The organism is Negadavirga shengliensis, assembly GCF_042652345.1.
GTDB lineage: Bacteria > Bacteroidota > Bacteroidia > Cytophagales > Cyclobacteriaceae > Negadavirga > Negadavirga shengliensis.
Genome location: NZ_JBHSJJ010000002.1, coordinates 419429 through 440714, shown reverse-complemented (window position 1 = coordinate 440714; position 21286 = coordinate 419429). Strand labels below are relative to the sequence as shown.

13 protein-coding genes are annotated in these 21286 nt (G+C 45.2%); all 13 read left to right on the top strand.

Annotated features, from left to right (window positions below; all coding sequences use genetic code 11):
- The 13 genes from ACFPFU_RS04715 (at position 1) to ACFPFU_RS04655 (ending at position 21149) form a co-directional block, all read left to right on the top strand.
- Positions 1 to 1338, top strand: coding sequence for a sulfatase family protein (locus ACFPFU_RS04715; RefSeq protein ID WP_377062022.1), 1338 nt, complete (start codon positions 1 to 3; stop codon positions 1336 to 1338).
- 212 nt (positions 1339 to 1550) lie between these two features.
- Complete coding sequence (locus ACFPFU_RS04710) at positions 1551 to 2942, top strand: sulfatase family protein (RefSeq protein WP_377062020.1); 1392 nt, start codon at positions 1551 to 1553, stop codon at positions 2940 to 2942.
- Positions 2943 to 3498: 556 nt separating this feature from the next.
- The gene (locus ACFPFU_RS04705) at positions 3499 to 4140 is read left to right on the top strand and encodes an RNA polymerase sigma-70 factor (protein ID WP_377062018.1); all 642 of its coding nucleotides are present in this window, start codon (positions 3499 to 3501) and stop codon (positions 4138 to 4140) included.
- 79 nt (positions 4141 to 4219) lie between these two features.
- Positions 4220 to 5272 (top strand): FecR family protein, encoded by a 1053-nt coding sequence (locus ACFPFU_RS04700; RefSeq protein WP_377062016.1) that lies wholly within the window; start codon positions 4220 to 4222, stop codon positions 5270 to 5272.
- A gap of 97 nt (positions 5273 to 5369) precedes the next feature.
- Entirely contained in the window at positions 5370 to 8729 is a 3360-nt protein-coding gene (locus ACFPFU_RS04695) for a SusC/RagA family TonB-linked outer membrane protein (protein WP_377062014.1), read from the top strand.
- 21 nt (positions 8730 to 8750) lie between these two features.
- Positions 8751 to 10334, top strand: a complete 1584-nt coding sequence (locus ACFPFU_RS04690) for a RagB/SusD family nutrient uptake outer membrane protein (RefSeq protein WP_377062012.1) — start codon at positions 8751 to 8753, stop codon at positions 10332 to 10334.
- A 111-nt stretch (positions 10335 to 10445) separates the two neighbouring features.
- Complete coding sequence (locus tag ACFPFU_RS04685; RefSeq protein ID WP_377062010.1) at positions 10446 to 12011, top strand: arylsulfatase; 1566 nt, start codon at positions 10446 to 10448, stop codon at positions 12009 to 12011.
- Between the two features lie 38 nt (positions 12012 to 12049).
- Positions 12050 to 13486 carry a sulfatase gene (locus ACFPFU_RS04680; RefSeq protein ID WP_377062008.1) on the top strand — a complete coding sequence of 479 codons (1437 nt, stop codon included), beginning with the start codon at positions 12050 to 12052 and terminating at the stop codon, positions 13484 to 13486.
- Positions 13487 to 13505: 19 nt separating this feature from the next.
- Positions 13506 to 15020, top strand: a complete 1515-nt coding sequence (locus ACFPFU_RS04675; RefSeq protein ID WP_377062006.1) for a sulfatase family protein — start codon at positions 13506 to 13508, stop codon at positions 15018 to 15020.
- 874 nt (positions 15021 to 15894) lie between these two features.
- The gene (locus tag ACFPFU_RS04670; RefSeq protein WP_377062004.1) at positions 15895 to 17466 is read left to right on the top strand and encodes a sulfatase family protein; all 1572 of its coding nucleotides are present in this window, start codon (positions 15895 to 15897) and stop codon (positions 17464 to 17466) included.
- Between the two features lie 270 nt (positions 17467 to 17736).
- Positions 17737 to 18303, top strand: coding sequence for an RNA polymerase sigma factor (locus ACFPFU_RS04665; RefSeq protein ID WP_377062002.1), 567 nt, complete (start codon positions 17737 to 17739; stop codon positions 18301 to 18303).
- Positions 18304 to 18517: 214 nt separating this feature from the next.
- On the top strand, positions 18518 to 20008 hold the full coding sequence (locus ACFPFU_RS04660) for a DUF5060 domain-containing protein (RefSeq protein WP_377062000.1): 1491 nt from the start codon (positions 18518 to 18520) through the stop codon (positions 20006 to 20008).
- A gap of 187 nt (positions 20009 to 20195) precedes the next feature.
- A complete protein-coding gene (locus ACFPFU_RS04655; protein WP_377061998.1) occupies positions 20196 to 21149 on the top strand; it encodes a FecR family protein in 954 nt (317 codons plus the stop codon).
- The last annotated feature ends 137 nt before the right edge of the window (positions 21150 to 21286 follow it).

Sequence of the window (21286 nt, the reverse complement as noted above, 5' to 3'; positions counted from 1 at the left end):
ATGAAAAAAGAAATAAAAAAACAATCCGAAATATTTCTGTTTTTAATCCTATCAGTTTTCGTCACCATGGCAGGACGAGCTTATGGACAGGAGGATAAACCCAATATCATTTATATCCTATCCGATGACCAATCCTGGAAGGACTTTGGTTTTATGGGACACTCACATATAGAAACACCCCATATCGATAAACTGGCAGAAGAAGGCCTCACCTTTACACGCGGCTATGTCACTGCCCCGCTTTGCAGCCCATCATTGGCTTCCATCATCACGGGATTATATCCCCAACAACATGGGATTACCGGGAATGACCCAGCATTTGAATTTGAAGGGGAGAGATACAGAAGCGATTGGCAATTGGCCAGGTCCAGGTTGTACAGAAACTACCTGGATGAATTTCAAAAACACCCTACTGTTCCGATGTTGTTAAAAAAATTGGGTTATTTATCGTTTCAGTCGGGAAAATGGTGGGGTGGCCATTGGAAAGAAGGTGGATTTACCCACGGAATGACGCATGGAAATCCCGCAAAAGGAGGCAGGCATGGTGATGAAGGTTTGAAAATCGGAAGAGAAGGTATGGAGCCCATTTTCGATTTTATGGACGAAGCCATTGAAGAAAATAAGCCGTTTTTTATTTGGTATGCACCTTTTTTACCCCATTCTCCTCATAATCCGCCCGATTCTCTATTGCAGAAGTACTTAGCTAAAGCCCCTACAAAAGCGGTTGCTGCCTATTGGGCCATGTGTGAATGGCTTGACATCACCGTGGGGCAATTATTGGACAGGGTGGAAGAAAAAGGTTTGACGGAAAACACGCTGGTGGTTTTCGTAACAGACAATGGATGGATACAGGACCCTGACCAACCTAACAGGTACGTCTCCGGCTCCAAACAGGACCCGCAGGATATGGGAATCCGAACCCCCATTATTTACAAGTGGCCCAAGAGAATTACACCGCGAATGGACACCGAAAATCTAACGAGCAGTATCGATATGGTAACAACCACCTTGGCAGCGGTGGGTATGGATCCCCTCCCTGCTATGCCGGGAATTAACGTAATGGACCAAAAAGCTTTGGAAGAGCGAAAAATGATCTTTAGCTTGGATTTTTCCCATGATATGATCCACGTGGACCAACCGGAAAAAACACTGGAAAGCAGAATCGTAATCAGCACGCCCTGGAAAATGATTGTTCCGGATGTTGCCAATAAGGAAAACCAGGAGACATTGCTATACAACATTATCCAGGATCCAACGGAGCGTGAAAATCTCGCTTTAAACCGCCCTGAAGTTGTACAGGAATTGATGCGGGAACTGGACAACTGGTGGCAAAGATAAACCCGATGGGTTCTTGCATTTTCTGTTGCGGTGAACTGAAAGCAGGGGGTGAAATCCCGGTATGCTTTTAGTTCACTCCGGTACATAATAAAATAAACCTCTCTATCCAACAGGTATTTCCCTTGATTATAAACTGTTAAAGGGGTATGTTAGGAAACCGGTTGGGGACGTGCCATGTATTCAACTAATCAAACTTTCTAAATTGATACATAATGAAAACCGTCATCTTTTTTTCTTATCTGTCGCTTTGTCTTGTTTCCCTGGGATGCAAAACTGAAAAGCAACCACAGGAGGATCTTGGGAAACCCAATATTATTTTCCTCTTGACCGATGATCAGCGTTGGGACGCGTTGGGCATTATGGGCAATAACATTATTCAGACACCGAATCTTGACCGGCTGGCAGGGGAGGGGGTGCTTTTCAAAAACGCCTACGTGACCACCTCCATCTGTGCGGTAAGCAGGGCAAGTTTTTTTTCCGGTCAGTACATGTCCCGTCACGGGATCGAAGACTTCCAAACCAGTTTTTCCGAAGAAGCCTTTGAACAAACTTATCCCATGATCCTCAAAAAGGCAGGTTACAACATAGGGTTTGTCGGTAAATTTGGGGTGGGTAATCCCAAGGAACAGCCTGCTGGAAAATTCGACTTCTGGGCAGGATCTGACAAGGGGCAACCGGATTATGAGATGACAGACGGGGACGGGAATTATATCCACCATACGGATAAGGTCGGAAAGGATGTGGAAAGGTTTTTGGAAGATTGGGGGGACAAAGGCCCGTTTAACCTGTCAGTGAGTTTCAAGGCACCCCATGTACAGGATAATGATCCCCGGCAGTTTATCATTAACCCGCGGTACAAGGATTACTATAAAGAGGATAGCATTCCCGTTCCTTTAACGGCAGACCCCAAATATTGGGAAAGTTTTCCCGATTTTTTCAGGACCGATGACAACATTGGCAAAGAACGCTGGTACCTGCGCTTTAAAACCCCGAAGATGTATCAGGAAAGTGTGAAGAATTATTACCGGCTGATCACCGATGTGGATGATATGGTAGGCAGGATGATGGATCAGTTGGAAGCCCAGGGCCTGGCGGACAACACGGTCATTATATTTATGGGCGACAACGGGTTTTACCTGGGTGAGCATGGCCTTGCGGGCAAATGGTACGGGCATGAGGAATCCATTCGGGTGCCGTTGTTTATCTATGATCCGCGAACAGAGGGCAATAGGAAAGGCAGCGTATCGGAAGAAATTGTCCTGAACATTGATGTTGCCCCCACTATCCTTCGGTTAGCAGGCCAGAATATACCTGAAAGCATGCAAGGGCAGGACCTGATCACATTGATAAATGGTGGAGGGACCAGCCGCGGGGATTTCTTTTATGAGCATACTTTTATGGGAAGCCCAAAAATCCCCAAGATTGAAGGAGTGGTCTCTCTGGAAGAAAAATACATGATTTTTACCGAGCACGGGTATGAACAATATTTTGACTTGAAAAAGGACCCTAAGGAAACTGTGAATCTTGCGGAAGATATATCATATGGGGAAAAAGTAAACGTTCTAAGGGAGCGGTATCAGCTATTGAAGTGGCAGGTGAGGTAAATAACGTAAACCCGGAGTATGAACGTTTAATAAAGCCGTCTGTCATCACCGATAGGAGTTTATCCCGGCCAACCGGGAAAAGCAGTCTCTTTCTGTACGCACCCGTCAGGGGACCGCTTCGGCGCGGGTAACGTCTCCGTCAATTGAACCGAAAGGTTGCCGCTTCTCGCGATGACGAAAAAGTTCGTCACCGTAGCCCTTTTAAAGGACTGGTGCGCTGGGGAAGGGCCTTTCGTAAGGGGATTCCTACGGCTCCACCCCACAAACCACGTTTCGCGCCTCGAAATAGCCTTTCCCGGACACTTTTGGGAGCGGCTTTTTTACAAAAACGTCCCGGAGTTAAATCAAGGAGAGCAGCTGTTAAAGGAAATAACCTCCAACTTCCTGCTTGGTTGTTGAGAAATATATGCCGCCATAGAGGGAACAAACAAGGTAAATAATGGTACTGAATAAGATTTAACCCATATTTAATGGAATAAGCTCGTATTTTTATAAGTTATTTTTTAAGTTAGTCGGTGGTTTGTCCATAAACATCCGCCAAAACTGTGATGGGTTGTTGGAAAGCCTGAAAATTAGCCATCTTTATTTTCCTGATCTGTTTATTGCCTGGCATGTGAGACCCTTGATTGATCATATTGAAAGTGATCTTGTTAAATCCCTTAGGCAGGGAGACATAAAAGCTTTTGACGAGCTGTATTTCAGGTATATGGAAAAGCTGTTGGGTTTTGCAAAGTCTTATCTTTTGGATGAAAGGGAAGCGGAAGAAACCGTACAGGAAATTTTTATAAAAATCTGGGAGAAGAGAAAAACTTTAGACGAGTCCAAAAACTTCAGGTCTTACCTGTTCCAATCCGTAAAAAACCATCTTCTCAACCGGATCAGGGACAGGAGAAATAACTGTAAGCTTGAGGAAATCCCGGAAGAAATGGCGATAAGTTCCCAAAACATCATAGAGGATATTAGTTATAAAGAACTGGAAGAGACAGCCATTGGCCTTATTAAAAATTTGCCAAGGGTACAGCAGGAGGTTTTTATGTTAAGTAAAATGGAAGGACTCAGCAATGGCGAAATCGCCTTAAGGCTCAACCTTTCCAAAAGAACCATTGAACACCATATTTATCTGGCCACAAAGTTTTTGAAAGGCGAACTGGTGCATAAGACTTTTGCAGGGATAGGGGTATTGTTATTTTTTGGGTGATTGTAGGCGTGAGAAGATTCGGAGAAGTTTTGTTTCCAGGTATACATTTTAAGTAATTTTTTTTTCAATTCTTTATTAAGTGAATCGTTCGCCTCATGTGTATTGTGAGAAAGAAAAGATCAAATTGAACGAGGAAAAGCTGATAAGATTTTTAAACAACCAATCCCCCCCCGAAGAAAAAAAGGAGGTGATGAAATGGCTCGGTAAGCCCGGGTCGGAACGTGAAATCGTGGAAAAGCTTCATGACCGCTGGAAGTCCGGTGTATTCCAAAAAGTGGACAATGAAAAAAAAATTGGCTTGTTGGAAAGGATTCACTCGAAGGCCCTTGGACAAGAAAAGAAACAAAAAAGCTCGATCCTCTTATCACCGGTATGGTTGTGGGGAAGGTCAGCTGCAGCATTTTTGTTGGTTGGTTTCTGTTTATATTTTTTGTATGAAGGCATGTTTTCCCAAAATAAAGTTGAATCCCTTGCAGAATATACAGAAGCAAAAATAATCGAGAAGAAAACAAAGGCCGGGGAAAAACTGAGGCTGACCCTCCCTGACCAGACAAAAGTAGTGGTCAATTCCTTGTCGACCATCAGTTTTTCCTCTGATTTTGGTAACGCAAACCGGGAGATATACCTGGAGGGGGAAGCATTTTTTGACATCGAACCGGATAAAGACAGACCATTTAAAGTCCACACCGGCTCAGTACTGACCACTGCCACGGGTACCGCTTTCAATGCTTTTTCCCGGGACCAGACTGTTAAAATAGCTTTGACAGAAGGATCGGTCATCGTGAGCCATGCAACCGATGAAGTGGCTCTGTCTCCCGGTGAAATGGCAAATTATCACCAGAATAATCCGAAAGGATTGATTGCTTCAAAATTTAATCCCGATGATGTCACAGCCTGGAAGGAAGGCAGGATATCCTATAAAAACAAAAAATTCAGTGAGATTTTGAGGATTTTGGAGGACTGGTATGGAGTGGAGTTTGTCATCCAAGGCAGCATCAATAAAAACCGGACGGTGTCCGGAGTTTTCAACAATGAAAGCCTTGAGGACATTCTCACCGGATTAAGTTTTACCATGGATTTTGAGTACAAATTAGATGGAAAAAAAGTAAACCTAAAATCAAGGAGCCTATGAAATAAAAACTAAAAAAACAGGGTAAAAAGTCCATCGCCAAATGAAATGTTTTACCCTGTTGCTTTAATGAAATTTATTCAAAAAAACAATCAAAATTATGAAAAGAAAAATACTTTACCTAATCAAGATGGTATCGAAACACCTTCTTTATGGCTTTATTTTGCAGGGCGTTTTTTTGACGACCTTGCTCGCTAACAGCACCAATGCACAAATCAAGCCGATAGACGAAACCTTTCTTAGGCTTTCAAAAAAGGAGTGGAGTCTGAAAGAGGTTTTCATGGATTTAGAATCCAAGACTAGCTATAATTTTAATTTTGCCGATGATCTCTTAGAAGGACAACCACTGATACTTTTAGAAAACGGGAGGCAATCCGTTTATGACATTTTGACCCAGATTTCCAATAAAACAGACTTAAGGTTCAAGCAGGTAAACAACGCTATTTATGTGGGGAGGGCAAATAATGAAGATGCCCGGGTGGCCTTTGAAAAGATCGAACAAATCGTGTCGGGGACAGTCACCGATGAAAACGGTGAACCGATTCCCGGGGCTACTGTCGTGGTGGAAGGTGCGAATACAGGCACCGCTACAGATATAGATGGGAGATTTCAAATTGAGGTTCCAAGTGGTGGCGCTATCGTCGTGTCCTTTATAGGTTACCAATCCCAGCGGATCGAGGTGGGAAACCAAACCACTTTTAACATTATTTTAAAAGAAGATCAGGCATCTTTAGACGAAGTGATTGTGGTCGGTTACGGTGTACAAGAGCGGTTAAGCGTCACCAACTCGCTTGCCCAGGTTTCGGGAGAGATGCTGGAACGCCGGCCGGTGGCTGATTTCCAGCAGTCCCTGCAGGGATTCGCTCCTGGGGTCACGGTGGTGGACCAGGGAGGCCGGCCGGGCAATAACAACATTAACATAAGAATCAGGGGGATTACCACTTTGGGAAACAATAATCCCCTGATAATAGTCGATGGGATCGAACAGCGCATAAACGATATCAATCCGAATGATATCGAATCAGTGACCGTTCTGAAAGACGCGTCTTCTGCGGCCATTTATGGTTCCAGAGCGGCCAATGGCGTGATTTTGGTCACCACAAAAAGGGGGACAAAAGAAGGATTGAATGTGGCGTATGACGGGTATTACGCCTTGCAGGAAGTGACCAACAGGCCCAGACATATGGATCTGGAGAGTTATCTGCGCCTGGAGAATGTAGCCCATGCCAACGCGGGAAGATCTCTGCCCTACACGGAAGAATATATCCAGGAATATGTAAGAAACGCCCCCAGTCCCGAGTATCCGCTGCCTTACCCATTTTGGGACAAAGGTGACTTGGGCGTGTTGAAAACCGCTCCCCAGCAAAACCATACCCTTTCGGTAAGCGGAGGGAGCGAAAACCTCAATGGTAGAATGAGCGTACGGCGCCAAACCATAGATGGGATAGCCCCCAACTTCAGTGATAAGTTGAATGAATTCAGATTAAGCCTGGATATGAAAGCTTCTGATAAAATCACGTTTTCAGGTGATTTGAACTACAGGGAGGGGCTTGCGATCCAACCCTCAGGCTTATCGGCCCAGGGTGACGGCGAAGCCAGGTTTTTCCAGTATATGCTGCATGCCAGCAAGTTTGCCTGGCCCAGGTATGAAACCGGTGAATACGGGCTGGGACCTCAGGTAAACAACCCGCTTATTTTCGCCGAATTGACCGGAGATAGCCGGACGATCAAAAATTACCTGATGGGTAGTATCAAAATGGATTATGAAATCCTCCCCGGACTGGTTTTTTCCAACCAATATGCTTTGAGAAATGATAACAGACAAGTCAAGACATTTTCAAACAGCTACTTTAACCGTGACCCGGTCAACGGCAGAGTGGCCCAAAGGCTATTAAACAGTCTGAATGAACGTAGGCAATACTTGAATGAATATACCCTTAACAGCCTGTTGACCTATTCCAAAAACCTGGGCAGCCATGGCCTTACTTTTTTATTGGGATATTCAACCATTGACAACAAAAGCAATATAATTGATGCTTTTAGGCAGGATTTTTACAATAACGATGTGCAGTCCCTAAACCAAGGATCAAATGAAAACAGGGATGCTACGGGTTTTGATGCGGAATGGGGGCTTCGGTCTTATTTTTCCAGGATCAATTATAACTATGCCAATAAGTATTTTGTGGAGCTGAATGGTCGTTACGACGGGTCATCGAGATTTAGCCAAAAACGCAGATATAGTTTTTTCCCTTCATTTTCGGGGGGATGGAGAATTTCAGAGGAAATGTTTTGGGACAACATCAGGCCTGTGGTCAATGAGTTTAAGCTAAGAGGATCAAGAGGAGCGTCAGGAAACCAGGCCATACCGGTATATGAATTTTATGAAGCTTTGAGGGCTGTCAACTACTCCTTCAATGATGCGCCGGTCCAGGGTTTTGCGCAAACCAGTCTGGTCAATCAGGAACTGACCTGGGAAACCACCCATCAAACCAATCTCGGGTTTGATATGGGTTTGTTGGAAGACAAGTTGTTGTTCTCTTTTGACTATTACAACAAAATTACAGACGGGATTTTGCTAGAACTTCCTATTCCGGCATTGATTGGTTTGGATGCCCCTTTTCAGAATGCAGGTAGGGTCAAAAATGAGGGATACGAAATCTCCCTGAACTACCGGGGAGGGCAAAAAGTGACGTATGACTTTGGCCTGAACTTCAGCGATAACAAAAATGAGGTTTTGGACCTGGTGAATACTGGTCCTTACATTGACGGAAGTACCACAGGACCCAGATTTATTATTGAGGAAGGCCTCCCGATTAATTCACATTGGGGATATCTGACGGACGGGGTCTTCCAAACCCAGGAGCAGGTGGATAATTACCCAACGCTTCAACCCAACACAGCCCCAGGCGATGTGAAATACCTTGATATGAACGGGGATGGCATCGTCAATGAGGAAGACCACCAGTACCTTGGGTTGTCTTTCCCGAGATTCGATTTTGGGTTGAACGGCAATATCCGATATGGAAACTTTGATCTGTTTTTCCAATTCCAGGGCTCAGCAGGGCACAAGACAAGATTGGACGGTGCATTCCAGCAGATCGCGACTTTCGAGACTTTTACGCATGCCATTTACACGAACAACTATTGGACGCCTGAAAATCCAAACGCGGAATTTCCCAGGCCCATCAAGGGCGATGGCCGGAATTTTCAGACTTCTGATGCGCAATTGATCAACGCTTCCTATTTGCGACTGAAGAACATCGTTTTGGGGTATAATCTGCCCGCGGTTATTACGGACAAACTATCGATAAAAAGTGTCAGGATTTTTGTGGGGGCGACTAACTTGTTGACTTTTTCGGAATTGAACCGATGGGATCTGGATCCTGAAATCCCTTCAGGAAGGGCACAATATTATCCACAGGTGAGCATGTATTCCGCTGGCGCCAATATCAGGTTCTAACCCATTTAAAAAGAAAAAGTCATGAAAAATATAAAATCAATCATCATACTCTTGATCGCAGGGTGGTTGTCCACAAATTGTCAGACCGATCTGCTGGAGACCATACCCAATGACAGGATTTCTAAAGAAATTTTCTGGCAAACCATTTCCGATGCGGAGTTTGCGGCAAATGCGGTATATCCATCCCTGGACGGACTGGGCATATTTGCCTACGACGGGATAACGGACCTGCTGATGACCAATCATCCCTTCAATGCCAATGTAAACATCCAAAGGGGATTTGGTACAGTGGCCACGGGCCGGTTTTTCTCAGAATGGGAAGATTCCTATCAAGGTATCAGGAGAGCCAATGATTTTATGGACAATATCGATAGGGTACAGTACGACAATGCCTCAGACATTAACAGGCTCAGGGGCGAGGTCATGACCATCAGGGCTTATCATTATATCAAGCTGGCCATGCTATATGGGGATGTTCCGCTGATCACTACGGATATCGACATAGAAGGCGGCCGAAACATCACCAGAACACCGGTTTCAGAAGTCTGGGACTTTGTGGAAGCGGAATTGGAACAGGCAGCAGCCTGGCTGCCTTATCACAACAACGGCAGGATTGGTAAAGGAGCAGCCTTGGGACTTAAAGCCAGGGCAATGCTGTTTTCAGGCAGGTTTTCTCAGGCTGCCGAGGCAGCAAAGCGGGTCATAGACGACGGTGAACACACCTTGTATCCAGATTATTATGGCTTGTTCCAATACCAGGGACAGAACAATTCCGAAATTTTGCTGGACAGACAAAGGGCAAGGGATGTCAATGCGCATAATATCTATGCGATACTGGCCCCATGGAGCCAGATACCTGGCAGTACAGGAAGTTTATATGTACCCACCCAGAAAATGATAGACATGTATGAAATGATCAATGGAAAATCCATAGATGATCCAGATAGTGGCTTTGACCCGTTTAACCCCTATGAAAACAGGGATCCCCGCCTCGCCCATTCTGTTTTTCTGACTGGAAGAACGCCGCTTCCCGATGGAGGGACATATGGTTCTACACCCAACACGGATGGCTCCGATGCGGTTCAAATTACAGTGTATTCAACGGCTACCGGTTACAACGTAAGAAAATATGTGGCAAACCAGGATTATAACAACCCTTCTAACTCGGGACTGAATATCATCCTCCTGAGATATGCTGAAGTACTACTAACTTATGCAGAGGCGAAAACCGAGCTTGGTGAAATAGACCAGTCCGTATATGATGCCATTAATGCGGTCCGGGAACGGCCTTCCGTGGAAATGCCACCCATCAATATGGAAGATGGTCACAGCCAGGAAGAACTCAGGCAAATCATCAGAAAGGAAAGGACGGTGGAACTGGCATTTGAGGGGCACAGGCTGTTTGACATCAGGAGGTGGAGGATCGGTGAGGAAGAAATGCCGGGAATGCCGCTGGGTATGACATACGTGGAAAACGGAGAGCTGAAACAAGTAGAGCTTCAGGGCTTTGAAAGGTCTTTTAATTCTAACAGGGATTACTTATGGCCCATTCCACAGCAAGAGCGGGATCTTAATCCCAATCTGGTCCAAAACCAGGGCTGGTGATTGGGGTATGGATATGATGTACAGTATGCCTTTTGCTTTTACCAAAAAGGCACACTGTACATTTTCCTTTTCAACCGATTGGTTTTTTCACTAATATTAACCTGTTTCATCATGGAGTTCTTAATTCGATTGGTAAATAAATTTATGTATACGGGCGGCCTGATATTTTTTCTTTCTATCGACGCATTCGCGCAAAATCAGAAAACCCATATTATTCTGATCATGACCGACCAGCAGAGGGCTGATGCCGTTGGCTATGCAGGTAATAAGGCCATAAAAACCCCAAATTTAGATCAATTGGCAGCGGATGGCGTTGTTTTTTCCAACGCCTATTCTTCCACACCCAGTTGCACTCCGGCCAGGGCAGCCTTGCTTACGGGCATGGCCCCTTGGAACCATGGCATGCTGGGCTACGGAAGGGTGGCCAGGAAGTATGAGTTTGAAATGCCCCGGATGCTCCGGGAAGTGGGATATTATACCTACGGCATTGGAAAGATGCATTGGTATCCCCAAAAGGCTTTGCATGGCTTTCATGGGACTTTGGTGGACGAAAGCGGCAGGATAGAGACAGAAGGATTTATAAGTGATTACAGAGACTGGTTTAAAATGGTCGCCCCAGGTAAGGACCCCGATGCCACCGGTATCGGCTGGAACGAACACAGGGCCGGGGTTTATCAGCTGGCAGAACAGCTGCACCCCGACCATTGGAAAGCGGACAAAGCACTTGAATTCATCGAAAATTATGATCTCGATGCGCCTTTGTTTCTAACAGTATCCTTTAATAGACCCCATAGCCCCTATGATCCTCCTGAAAGACTTTTAGATTTATATCAGGAAGCTGAAATCCCAGAACCTGTGATAGGGGATTGGGCGGTTGGCTTTGCCGACTTTCCCAACACCCCTGATGCAGCTTTTGGGGACTTTGGCACTGCACATGCGGTGAATAGCAGGAGGCACTATTATGCGTTGATTACCTTTTTGGACGAACAGATCGGGAAAATCATTGAAAAGCTTAAGGAAAAGGGAATGTACGACAACAGTTTGATTCTCTTTGTATCAGATCATGGAGACATGCTGGGGGACCACCATCACTGGAGAAAAACCTATGCATACGAGGGTTCTGCCAAAGTGCCCATGATAATAAAACCTCCAAAAAACATTGAAATCCCATCTTCTAGGACAATTGACAAACCGGTGGAAATAAGGGATATTCTACCTACTTTTCTGGATGCAGCAGGTTCTGTTGTGCCGGATAAAATGGATGGTAATTCCCTGTTGAATTTGCTCCGAAAGCCGGATTCGCCTTGGCGGGAGTTTATAGATTTGGAACATGCGACTGCTTATCAGGACCATAATTACTGGTGTGCCCTTACGGATGGCCAAGAAAAGTATATATGGTTCTTTAGGACAGGTGAGGAACAGCTTTTTGATCTGACAAAGGACCCCCATGAGCTGAATAACCTCTCCATGGGTAAGCCTGAAAAAGCAGAAAAATGGAGGAGACGCATGGTTGCCCATTTGGAGGAAAGAGGGGAGGATTTTGTCAAAGACGGGCAATTGGTGATCCGGGAAAAAAACCTGCTTTACAGTCCTAACTACCCAAAGAACGATTTTGATGCTGCTGAGGCGCTGAAGTTATGGAGAGATGAATTGGTCAGCAGCTTTGTGTATGAATAAATCTGATTCTCTGATTTTGAACAATATCGATTCCTAAAATGAAAAAACTGATTACCGTACTTATCTATTCTTTATCTTTTTGTAGTTTAGCTCAAAGTATCGAAAAACCAAATGTCCTGTTTATCATCTCAGATGATCTGACCACCACAGCGGTTTCCTCCTATGAAAATTCAGCGGGTCACACGCCCAATATTGATAAACTTGCGTCGGAGGGGACCCGATACACAAGGGCATATTGCCAATACCCTGTATGCGGCCCTTCCCGGGCATCCATGATGACCGGATATTACCCCCATGGAAGTGAGACTTTTGGCTACGTATCCGGGAGGGAAAATGTCGGTCCGGATAGACTCATGTGGCCCCAATTGTTCAAAGAAAATGGGTATTATACGGCCCGGGTCAGCAAAATTTTCCATATGGGGGTGCCTGGCGACATAGAGAAGGGATCCGATGGAACAGACGATCCGGATTCCTGGACCGAAAGGTTCAATAGCCAGGGGCCGGAGTGGACTGCTGAAGGAGAGAGCGAACTGGTGCAGGGAAACCCCTTTGGACTTTTGCCCAAGCGGGGCGGGAATGTAATGACCATTGTGAAAGCCGATGGCGATGATTTGGTCCACGCTGACGGAAAAACCGCGGAGAAAGCTTCTGAACTGATACGGGCCCACAAAGACAAACCGTTCTTTCTCGCAGTAGGATTGGTGCGGCCCCATGTGCCGTTTGTGGCCCCTAAAAGCTATTTTGACCCTTATCCATATGAAGAAGTGGTATTGCCACCAAAGGTAGTGGGTGACTGGGATGATATGCCGGACAGGGCCATTAACTATGTGACCACCAAAAATGCCCAAATGTCAGAAGAGCAGGAGAAGAAGGCCATCGCGGCGTATTACGCGTCGGTCTCTTATATGGACGCACAGGTAGGGAAAGTCCTCCAGACCCTGGAGGAGGAGGGCCTGGCAGACAATACCATCGTGATATTTACTTCCGACCACGGATTTCATTTGGGGGAACATGGTTTTTGGATGAAAGTGAGTTTGAAAGAGGAATCGGTAAGGGTGCCTTTGATCATCAAGGTACCCGGCAAAAAGGCCCAGGTCTGCGATTCTTTTGTTGAGTTGCTCGATCTTTATCCTACCATTTCGGAATTGGCGGGTATTCACCCTCCTGACTATATACAGGGTGAAAATATTGCACCTACTCTGGATGATCCAAGCCACGAAGTCAGGGATATGGCCTTTTCAGTACATGTATGGAATGGCGGCCATTCTTTTTTGCTACGCCATTCAAAATGGGCCTTTATTCAGTATGATGAGGATGGGGGTTCCGGTATGGAACTGTTTGATATGGAATACGATGCCAAGCAATTTAATAACCTGGCTTATCATCCGGCTTACCGAGAAGTAGTAATTGAGTTGAAACAGAAAATGGAAGATAAACTAAAAGAAATCAGAGCAAATGATCTTAACGTTAAATGACAGAAAAACCACGGGTTCCATGATGAATTTTCCCGTCTTTGTGCTTTGCTTATTCATGGTATTTTTTGCCGCTTCCTGTACAGAGAAGGAAGATAATCCCCCTCTCCCCAACATCATCCTCCTGATGGGCGATGACCATGGTTGGGATGAAACGGCTTATAATGGGCATCCGCATCTGAAGACACCGGTATTGGATGAGATGGCCGCGAAGGGATTGAGGATGGACCGGTTTTATTCGGCCTCACCGGTGTGTTCGCCCACCAGGGGTAGTGTGATTACCGGCAGGCACCCCAACCGCTACGGCACTTTCAGTGCAGGTTGGTCCATCAGACCGGAGGAAATCAGTATCGCTCATTTGATGAAGCAGGCCGGCTATGCCACCGCCCATTTTGGCAAATGGCATTTAGGCCCCGTAAAAGCCGAATCACCCACCAATCCCGGGGCCATGGGCTTTGATGAGTGGGTTTCCCACGACAATTTTTTTGAAATGGATCCCACGTTTTCTGTGAACGGCGCCGATCCGGTGGTATTCCGGGGAGAAGGCTCCGAAGTGGTGGTGGCGGAAGCCATCAAATTCATTGAAAAAGCCAAAACCAACCAGCAACCTTTTTTCGTAGTGATCTGGTACGGTTCCCCCCATGAACCTTACAGTGGTCTCCCCGAGGACCTCGCGCTCTACGACAACCTGCCCGAAGCGTACAATGAGCGTATGGTGAAACTGACCTCCAACGAGACAGGTCAACAGGTGGAAAGACCCCAGGGAGAGGTTCTGAGGGAACGTTTTGCAGAAATCACGGCCATGGACCGTTCCATAGGACAGATGAGGGATTACCTCGAAGATAAAGGACTCAGAGATAACACCCTGCTTTGGTATTTTGGCGATAACGGTACGCCGCAGGAGGGCAACGCCACCGTGCCTTTCCGCGGAGAAAAGGGCCGGGTATATGAAGGGGGAGTCCGCGTTCCCAGTGTCTTGGAATGGCCGTCAAGAATCCATGAACCCCTAGTCAGCGGGATGAATGCCGTTACGAGCGATGTGCTTCCCACGCTCTGCGAAATCATCAACCAGCCGCTACCAGACCGCCCTCTGGATGGTATCAGCCTGATTCCGATGTTGGAAGGAATAACGGAGGAACGCCCGGTTCCCATCGCTTTTTGGAACGGGCGGGCCAGACAGCAGGCAGCGGACGTGCGGGAGCCATATATCGACCTGGAGCTTCAGAAGGGGACCACCCCTCTGGTCAAACTGATGGATGGTATTGCTACCAGGAATTTTCACAATTTCCGCCATCCCGATATCCGGGAAGAGGATTTTGGGGGACCGAGGGCACTTTTGGACAACCGCTACAAACTGGTGATCCACGGGGAGACCGGAGAGGAGGCGAGGCGTGAGCTTTTTGACATAGTGGAAGACCCCGCAGAGGAAAACAACCTCTGGGAATCCCATTCCGAAACAGGTAAGAATATGGAACGCCAGCTTAGGGACTGGCAACAGTCCGTGTTGGAAAGCCTTGTAGGGGAGGATTATAGATAGCACCAAGCTTATCTGGCCTTAAAAGGGTGTTCTCATCGTGATGCGATGATCGTTATTCTGATCCGGAGAAAAATCTCATCGGCATCATCATGAAGCAAACCAGAAGGGGCAGCGGAGACCAAACTGCCTGGAAATTCAAGCAAAAGGTAGCGGCAACTGTTGATGATAAAAAGAACTTGAAATAAACCGTTGATATGAGCTTTTCCAAAGTTTAAAACTTTGGAAAAGCTGTGATTAAAGTGGTAATTTAACCTCGGTTTGACCCAAATTATTGAAGATTTTAAACAAGGGGAAAAACCCGCGTAGCCGGTGAAAATACTGTACCCGGGGATGATAATCCCCGGACCCTATGGAAAAATTTGATAAGATTTTGGCATGCGTTTTCGCAGGGAACCAAGCAAAAATCATGACAAAACCCCAATCGAAATTGAAAATCGTATGCCGTAACGTCAATGTCGGCAATAGGGAGATGCCGTTGTTGGTAGCCCCCTACCGATCCACCAAAATACCCTGGCAGGGTTCCCCTCCTTTTACTGGGCGTAAATTCTTTGAAAACTCAAGCAATTTACAAACATCAATGCCAGAACTATACTGATTTCAAATTCACTGATGGTCATATAATTACAATTAGGATTACTGCACAAAGATAGCCTGTCAATACAACAAAGGATAAGAAAATCAAATAGGAATTAATGGTTTTCAAGCAGGTTGTTGAAATTTCTGATATTGAATTCTTTGATGGGGTTGAAATCAACAGATAAGTAACAATATTGATTAAAAAATGAGAAAAATAGATCAGTGTTTCAGATTTCCAGCGAATCTTTTTTAGTATATTAAATGATTAAACAAAATAAAAATCCAATACCTCCAACCCATGGCAATCACTTCCCTACAAACGCTTTCCAAGATCAGTACCATTCATATTTTACTTAGTCTGGTCAGTGCTTTACCAACTACAGCCCAGGATATGGAGAAATTACCCAATATCGTCTATATCCTTGCGGATGACATGGGTATAGGAGACGCCTCCTGCTATAATCCCTCTTCCAAAATCACTACCTCTCATATCGACCGGCTGTCTCAAAATGGCATCAGGTTCAAAGACGCCCATACCAGTTCATCGGTTTGTACCCCCACCCGGTATGGAATTCTGACAGGGAGGTACAACTGGCGTTCTATTTTGAAAAATGGCGTCTTAAGCGGGTATTCCAAGCCATTGATAGATTCTGAAAGATTGACGGTTGCGGATGTATTGCAGGACACCGGTTACCATACGGCTTTCATAGGCAAATGGCACCTGGGATGGGAATGGGCTTTTACAGACAATTCGGATGGGTTGGACAACCTTAACCATCTGTTTGATATTGATTATACCCAACCCATCAAAAATGGTCCTAAAGATTTGGGTTTTTCCTATTCTTATGGTTTCAGTGGTTCCTTGGACATGCCACCGTATGTGTATGTGGAAAATGACCGGGTGACGGCCGTTCCGGATAGGGTGACGCTCAATGTGGACGACAAAGGGTTCTGGAGGGAAGGACCTACAGGAAGTGATTTTGACCATGTGCAGGTACTGCCCCATTTGACAGATAAAGCGGTCGAGTACATTGAAAAGCAAGCAGGTATTGGGAAGCCCTTTTTTTTATATTATGCGCTACCTGCTCCCCATACTCCCATTTTACCGGTAACGGAATTCATGGGACAAAGCAATACCAATATGTATGGAGATTTCATGCTGCAGGTGGATGATGTGGTGGGCCGGATAACCCAAGCCTTGGAAAGCAAGGGACTGCTGGATAATACCATCCTGATTTTTACCAGCGACAATGGTTGCTCGCCCAAAGCCGGTTTTCCCGAGCTGGAAAAAGTGGGCCATGATCCCAGTTATATCTATAGGGGGCATAAAGCAGACATTTATGAAGGAGGACACCGCGTGCCTTTTATAGTTCATTGGCCGGAAAAAATAAGTGAGGCCCGTGTTTCGGATGAAATCATTTGTACGACCGACCTGATGGCCACCGTGGCGGAATTGGTAGGTCATCATCTGCCGGACAATGCGGGAGAAGACAGTTTTAGTTTTTTGAAGGTCATTAATGGAGAAAATTCTGTAACCAGACCCTCTATTGTCCACCATTCTATTGAAGGCAGATTTGCTATTCGCAAAGATAAGTGGAAACTGATTCTATGGCCAGGTTCAGGAGGGTGGAGTGATCCTAAAACAGGAGATGCCCTGACAGGATTGCCCTCCTCCCAACTATATGACCTTTCTCAGGATCCCGGAGAGGAAAATAACTTGATCACGGCCCAGGCCGAAATAGCAGATTCTCTAAAATCGGAGTTGACCCTTTTAATCCGGAATGGCAGAAGTACGCCTGGGCCGGTCCAAAAGAATGATGGTCCCCGGATTTGGGAGCAAATTAAATGGGCATTTGAAGAGAAGCAGTGACCATACGGCTTCTAAAAATCATGAATTCAACCCGAATAGTCAAAAATGTTAAACATTAGTAAAAACCCGACATAGTGGATTGTATTCAGCGATTGAAATTCATGGATATGATTTCTCGTAAATTCTACGGAAACATATGATAATGAACGAAATAATGTTTTTATATTTCTAAAACATGGGGTATTTAAATTTTTTTATATCGGACTATTGCTTGGAAATTTTGGAAAAACTCATTATCTAGCGAATACGTAGTTTTGGCGATCACCTATTTTGAAAAATTACCGAACCCATAATGACCAGGAGTTGCTGCTGTTGATAAAGGACCGTGAAGACCACAGGGCTTTCGAGGAAATCTATCACAGGCACTTTAATCCGATTTTCCGCTATGTGTATAAAATCATGCAGGACAAAGAGACCGCGGAGGATTTGGTGCAAAATATATTTTTTGATTTATGGAAAAACCATGCAGTGCATGGCATTCAGGCTTTGCGGCCTTATCTTTTTGGAGCGGCAAGAAACCAAATAGCGAAAGAAATCCGCAGGAACCGTTGGAACAAAGAACAGTTGGCTTTTTTGGAGAATACTTTGGGAGTGCGGAGTACCGATGAATACATCGCAGAACTCGAAACCAGATTAAGAATAGAAACGGTCACTGACCGCCTGCCTGAAAAATGCAGGAACGTGTTTGAATTAAGCCGTTATAAACAGCTTTCTAACAAGGAAATCGCCCAAAAATTGGGCATCTCTGTCTTTACGGTTGAAAACCATATCAAAAAAGCCCTCTATCATTTGCGCCAATCCATTGAGTTGGTTGTGATCCTTTTTTTATTGAAATGAAAACCGGATTGCTTGAAATGAAAGTGAAAGTGGTCTCTGCAGTAAAGGGCAAAAAAAATTAAAAGTCCTTCTAAATAGCCAAATTGCTTAATTTAACTATTAGATACCGTTATTTATGGAAACTGCAAACATGCGTTTTTTTTCAAATTGTTGCCGTCATTTTCAGGTTCATGCTTTTTTAGGGTGGATGACCGTCTTAGCTTTGTTATTTTTTATGAGTTGTGGCGCCCCTCAAACGAATCAGGTTGAGCAATGGGACGTATTCGAAGCGGTTTTTGAAGGGCCTGACACAGGGAACCCGTTTTTGGAAGTGGATTTAAAAGCTGTTTTTGTTAATGGAAGCGACAGTGTCACGGTACCTGGATTTTATGACGGCGAAGGAATTTATCGCATACGTTTTTCACCGGAAACCCAGGGAGAATGGAGTTACCGGACAGAAAGCAACATAGCCGCGCTGCACAACAAGAAGGGAACTGTCCGGTGTTCGATCCCTACCGGGGAAAATCACGGGCCACTCAAAATCACCAATACGTTTTACCTGCAATATGCTGACGGCACTCCATACTATGGTATTGGCACCACTGCGTATCAATGGACCAGCGTAAAGCCAAGTATTCAGAACAAAACTGTTCAAACGCTGGCATCCTCTCCTTTTAATAAGGTCAGGATGTGCGTGTTTCCCAAATCATATCAATATGGCAATGATACAGAACCATGGACCTATCCCTTTAAAAGAGAGGGAGAGCAAAGTGATTTCGGCCAGCCCAACGTGGAATTCTTCCAGAATTTCGACAATAGAATAAAACAGTTGCTGGATCTGGGGATACAGGCCGACGTAATATTATTTCACCCCTATGACCGTTGGGGATATTGTCAGATGGGGACGGAGATAAATGAAAGGTATGTGCGGTATATGATCGCGAGGATATCGGCATTCAGAAATGTATGGTGGTCCTTAGCCAATGAATGGGATATTCCTGAGATTAAGGAAACGATTGACTGGGAAGGAATAGGTACTTTGTTACAAAATGAGGATCCACATCAGCGTTTTCGGGGTATCCACAATTGGTACGGATCTGAAGACCATTTTTATGATCATTCCCGTCCCTGGATCACCCATACAAGCACGCAGACTTCACAGTTTTATAACGCCATCAGGTGGCGGGAGAAATACAAAAAGCCCTTGCTGTTTGATGAAATGCGGTATGAAGGGGATGTGGCCAGTGGATGGGGCAACTTATCCGGTGAGGAAATGGCCAGTTACTTTTGGATGGCGGGCCTGAGTGGAGGGTACCCCACCCATGGTGATACCTACCGGAATGATTCGGATAATGAAACAGAAGTACGGTGGTGGGCCAAAGGCGGGACTTTACCTGGAGAAAGTTCTGATAGAATTGCGTATTTCAAGTCCATTATGGAAGAAATGCCTGTTCATGAAATGGCACCGTCTTTTTATCCTGCCGGCGACGAAAAAGAATTGAACCAAAATGTCTATGTTCTGTCAAAAGCCGGAGAGATTTATTTGGCCTATATAGCAGAGCCGGGACAAACCGTCGATCTTGATCTTACAGGTACTGAACCCTATAGTTTGGATGCCATCGATACTTGGAATATGGCAATTATGGAAAGCACCGTTGTAAATCCCGGGAAATTCACCTTTACAGCCACTCGGCCCTATACGGCATTGAGACTTTGGGCGAAATAGACGATAGTATCGGATACCGGACATCGATAGCCAGGCAACTGAATTCAGTGCTCAATAAGGATATAAAAAAGGGAGCGTAGTAAAAACACTGAGGGCAATAAGCCTTTTACTTTTTTTTAAATTTTTTTTCCTCTCAATAGCTGATCCATACTGCTTTGGGTACTTACTCCCATAACCACAAGTATTCATGAAACTGAAGACAATTTTTGAGTTAGCTAGAGAGTACCTTTCTGCTGCGTCACCAGAGGCTGATAAGCAAAAATTTGAGTCGCTGTTAGAAGGTTTGGCCTCAAGAGGGCAAGACCCTGATGAGGAAATGTTGGCGGATTCAAAAGATAAAATACTGAAGCGTTTGAGGCAAGCGCGCAACAGAAAAAGCCGGTCCAGGCAAATATTTTTGATGGTAAGAAAGTACGCAGCTGGCTTATTGCTTCTGGGCCTGTTGGCCTGGAGCTATTACCATATTCAAGATACAATGTCGTCGGAACCTCAGCGGATCGTGAAGGTAACAGAGGTTGGGGTGCGTTCCACGGTGACGCTGAGCGATGGCAGCATGGTTCGGCTCAACGAAAACAGCACTTTGGAATTCCCCGAGGTTTTTGAAGGCGATGAACGGGTAGTTTACCTCTCCGGGGAAGCATTTTTTGATATTCAACCCGATGCTGACAGGCCATTTAAAGTGTTTTCGGGAAAGTCGGAAATTGTGGTTCTCGGCACCTCTTTTAATGTGAACAGTTTCAAAAAAACGGAAATAACCGTGGCCTCCGGCAAGGTAAAGGTATCGGATATCCAGACCAGGGAAAACGTCGAATTGGTGAGAGGGCAGCAGGCGGTACTGGACAGTGGGGTCATTCAGGTATTGGCAGTAAACCCGGATTTTTATATCGGATGGCATACGCGGAGATTGGTTTTTGAAGAGGAGTCGGTGGAACAGGTATTCCGGATACTTGAAAGGGTTTATGGGGTAACTATCGAACTGAATAAAAACTCCCCGCAAATAGATTGTTTGGTGACGGGCTTTTATGAAGGGGAGCGGATTGAAACCATCCTTAAAGGCCTGACCCATATCATTGATTTTAAATACGAGACAGACATCGCAACGAAAACAATAACGATAAATTTAATCAAATGTAAAAGTTAACCTGCCTATGGTAAAAAACACAGATTAATTAAAAATTGATCCAGAAGCTGCGGCCACAGTCCTGGATCAAGCCTTAAACTCTTATCAGTAAACTCAAAAAGAATTTTAAAGCACTTAAAATTATGAAAATTAATTTA

Coding starts and splice junctions, on each gene's coding strand:
- ACFPFU_RS04670 (WP_377062004.1), top strand. CDS start 15,895: ATGGCAATCACTTCCCTACAAACGCTTTCCAAGATCAGTACCATTCAT.
- ACFPFU_RS04695 (WP_377062014.1), top strand. CDS start 5,370: ATGAAAAGAAAAATACTTTACCTAATCAAGATGGTATCGAAACACCTT.
- ACFPFU_RS04680 (WP_377062008.1), top strand. CDS start 12,050: ATGAAAAAACTGATTACCGTACTTATCTATTCTTTATCTTTTTGTAGT.
- ACFPFU_RS04660 (WP_377062000.1), top strand. CDS start 18,518: ATGAGTTGTGGCGCCCCTCAAACGAATCAGGTTGAGCAATGGGACGTA.
- ACFPFU_RS04685 (WP_377062010.1), top strand. CDS start 10,446: ATGGAGTTCTTAATTCGATTGGTAAATAAATTTATGTATACGGGCGGC.
- ACFPFU_RS04655 (WP_377061998.1), top strand. CDS start 20,196: ATGAAACTGAAGACAATTTTTGAGTTAGCTAGAGAGTACCTTTCTGCT.
- ACFPFU_RS04715 (WP_377062022.1), top strand. CDS start 1: ATGAAAAAAGAAATAAAAAAACAATCCGAAATATTTCTGTTTTTAATC.
- ACFPFU_RS04675 (WP_377062006.1), top strand. CDS start 13,506: ATGATGAATTTTCCCGTCTTTGTGCTTTGCTTATTCATGGTATTTTTT.
- ACFPFU_RS04710 (WP_377062020.1), top strand. CDS start 1,551: ATGAAAACCGTCATCTTTTTTTCTTATCTGTCGCTTTGTCTTGTTTCC.
- ACFPFU_RS04690 (WP_377062012.1), top strand. CDS start 8,751: ATGAAAAATATAAAATCAATCATCATACTCTTGATCGCAGGGTGGTTG.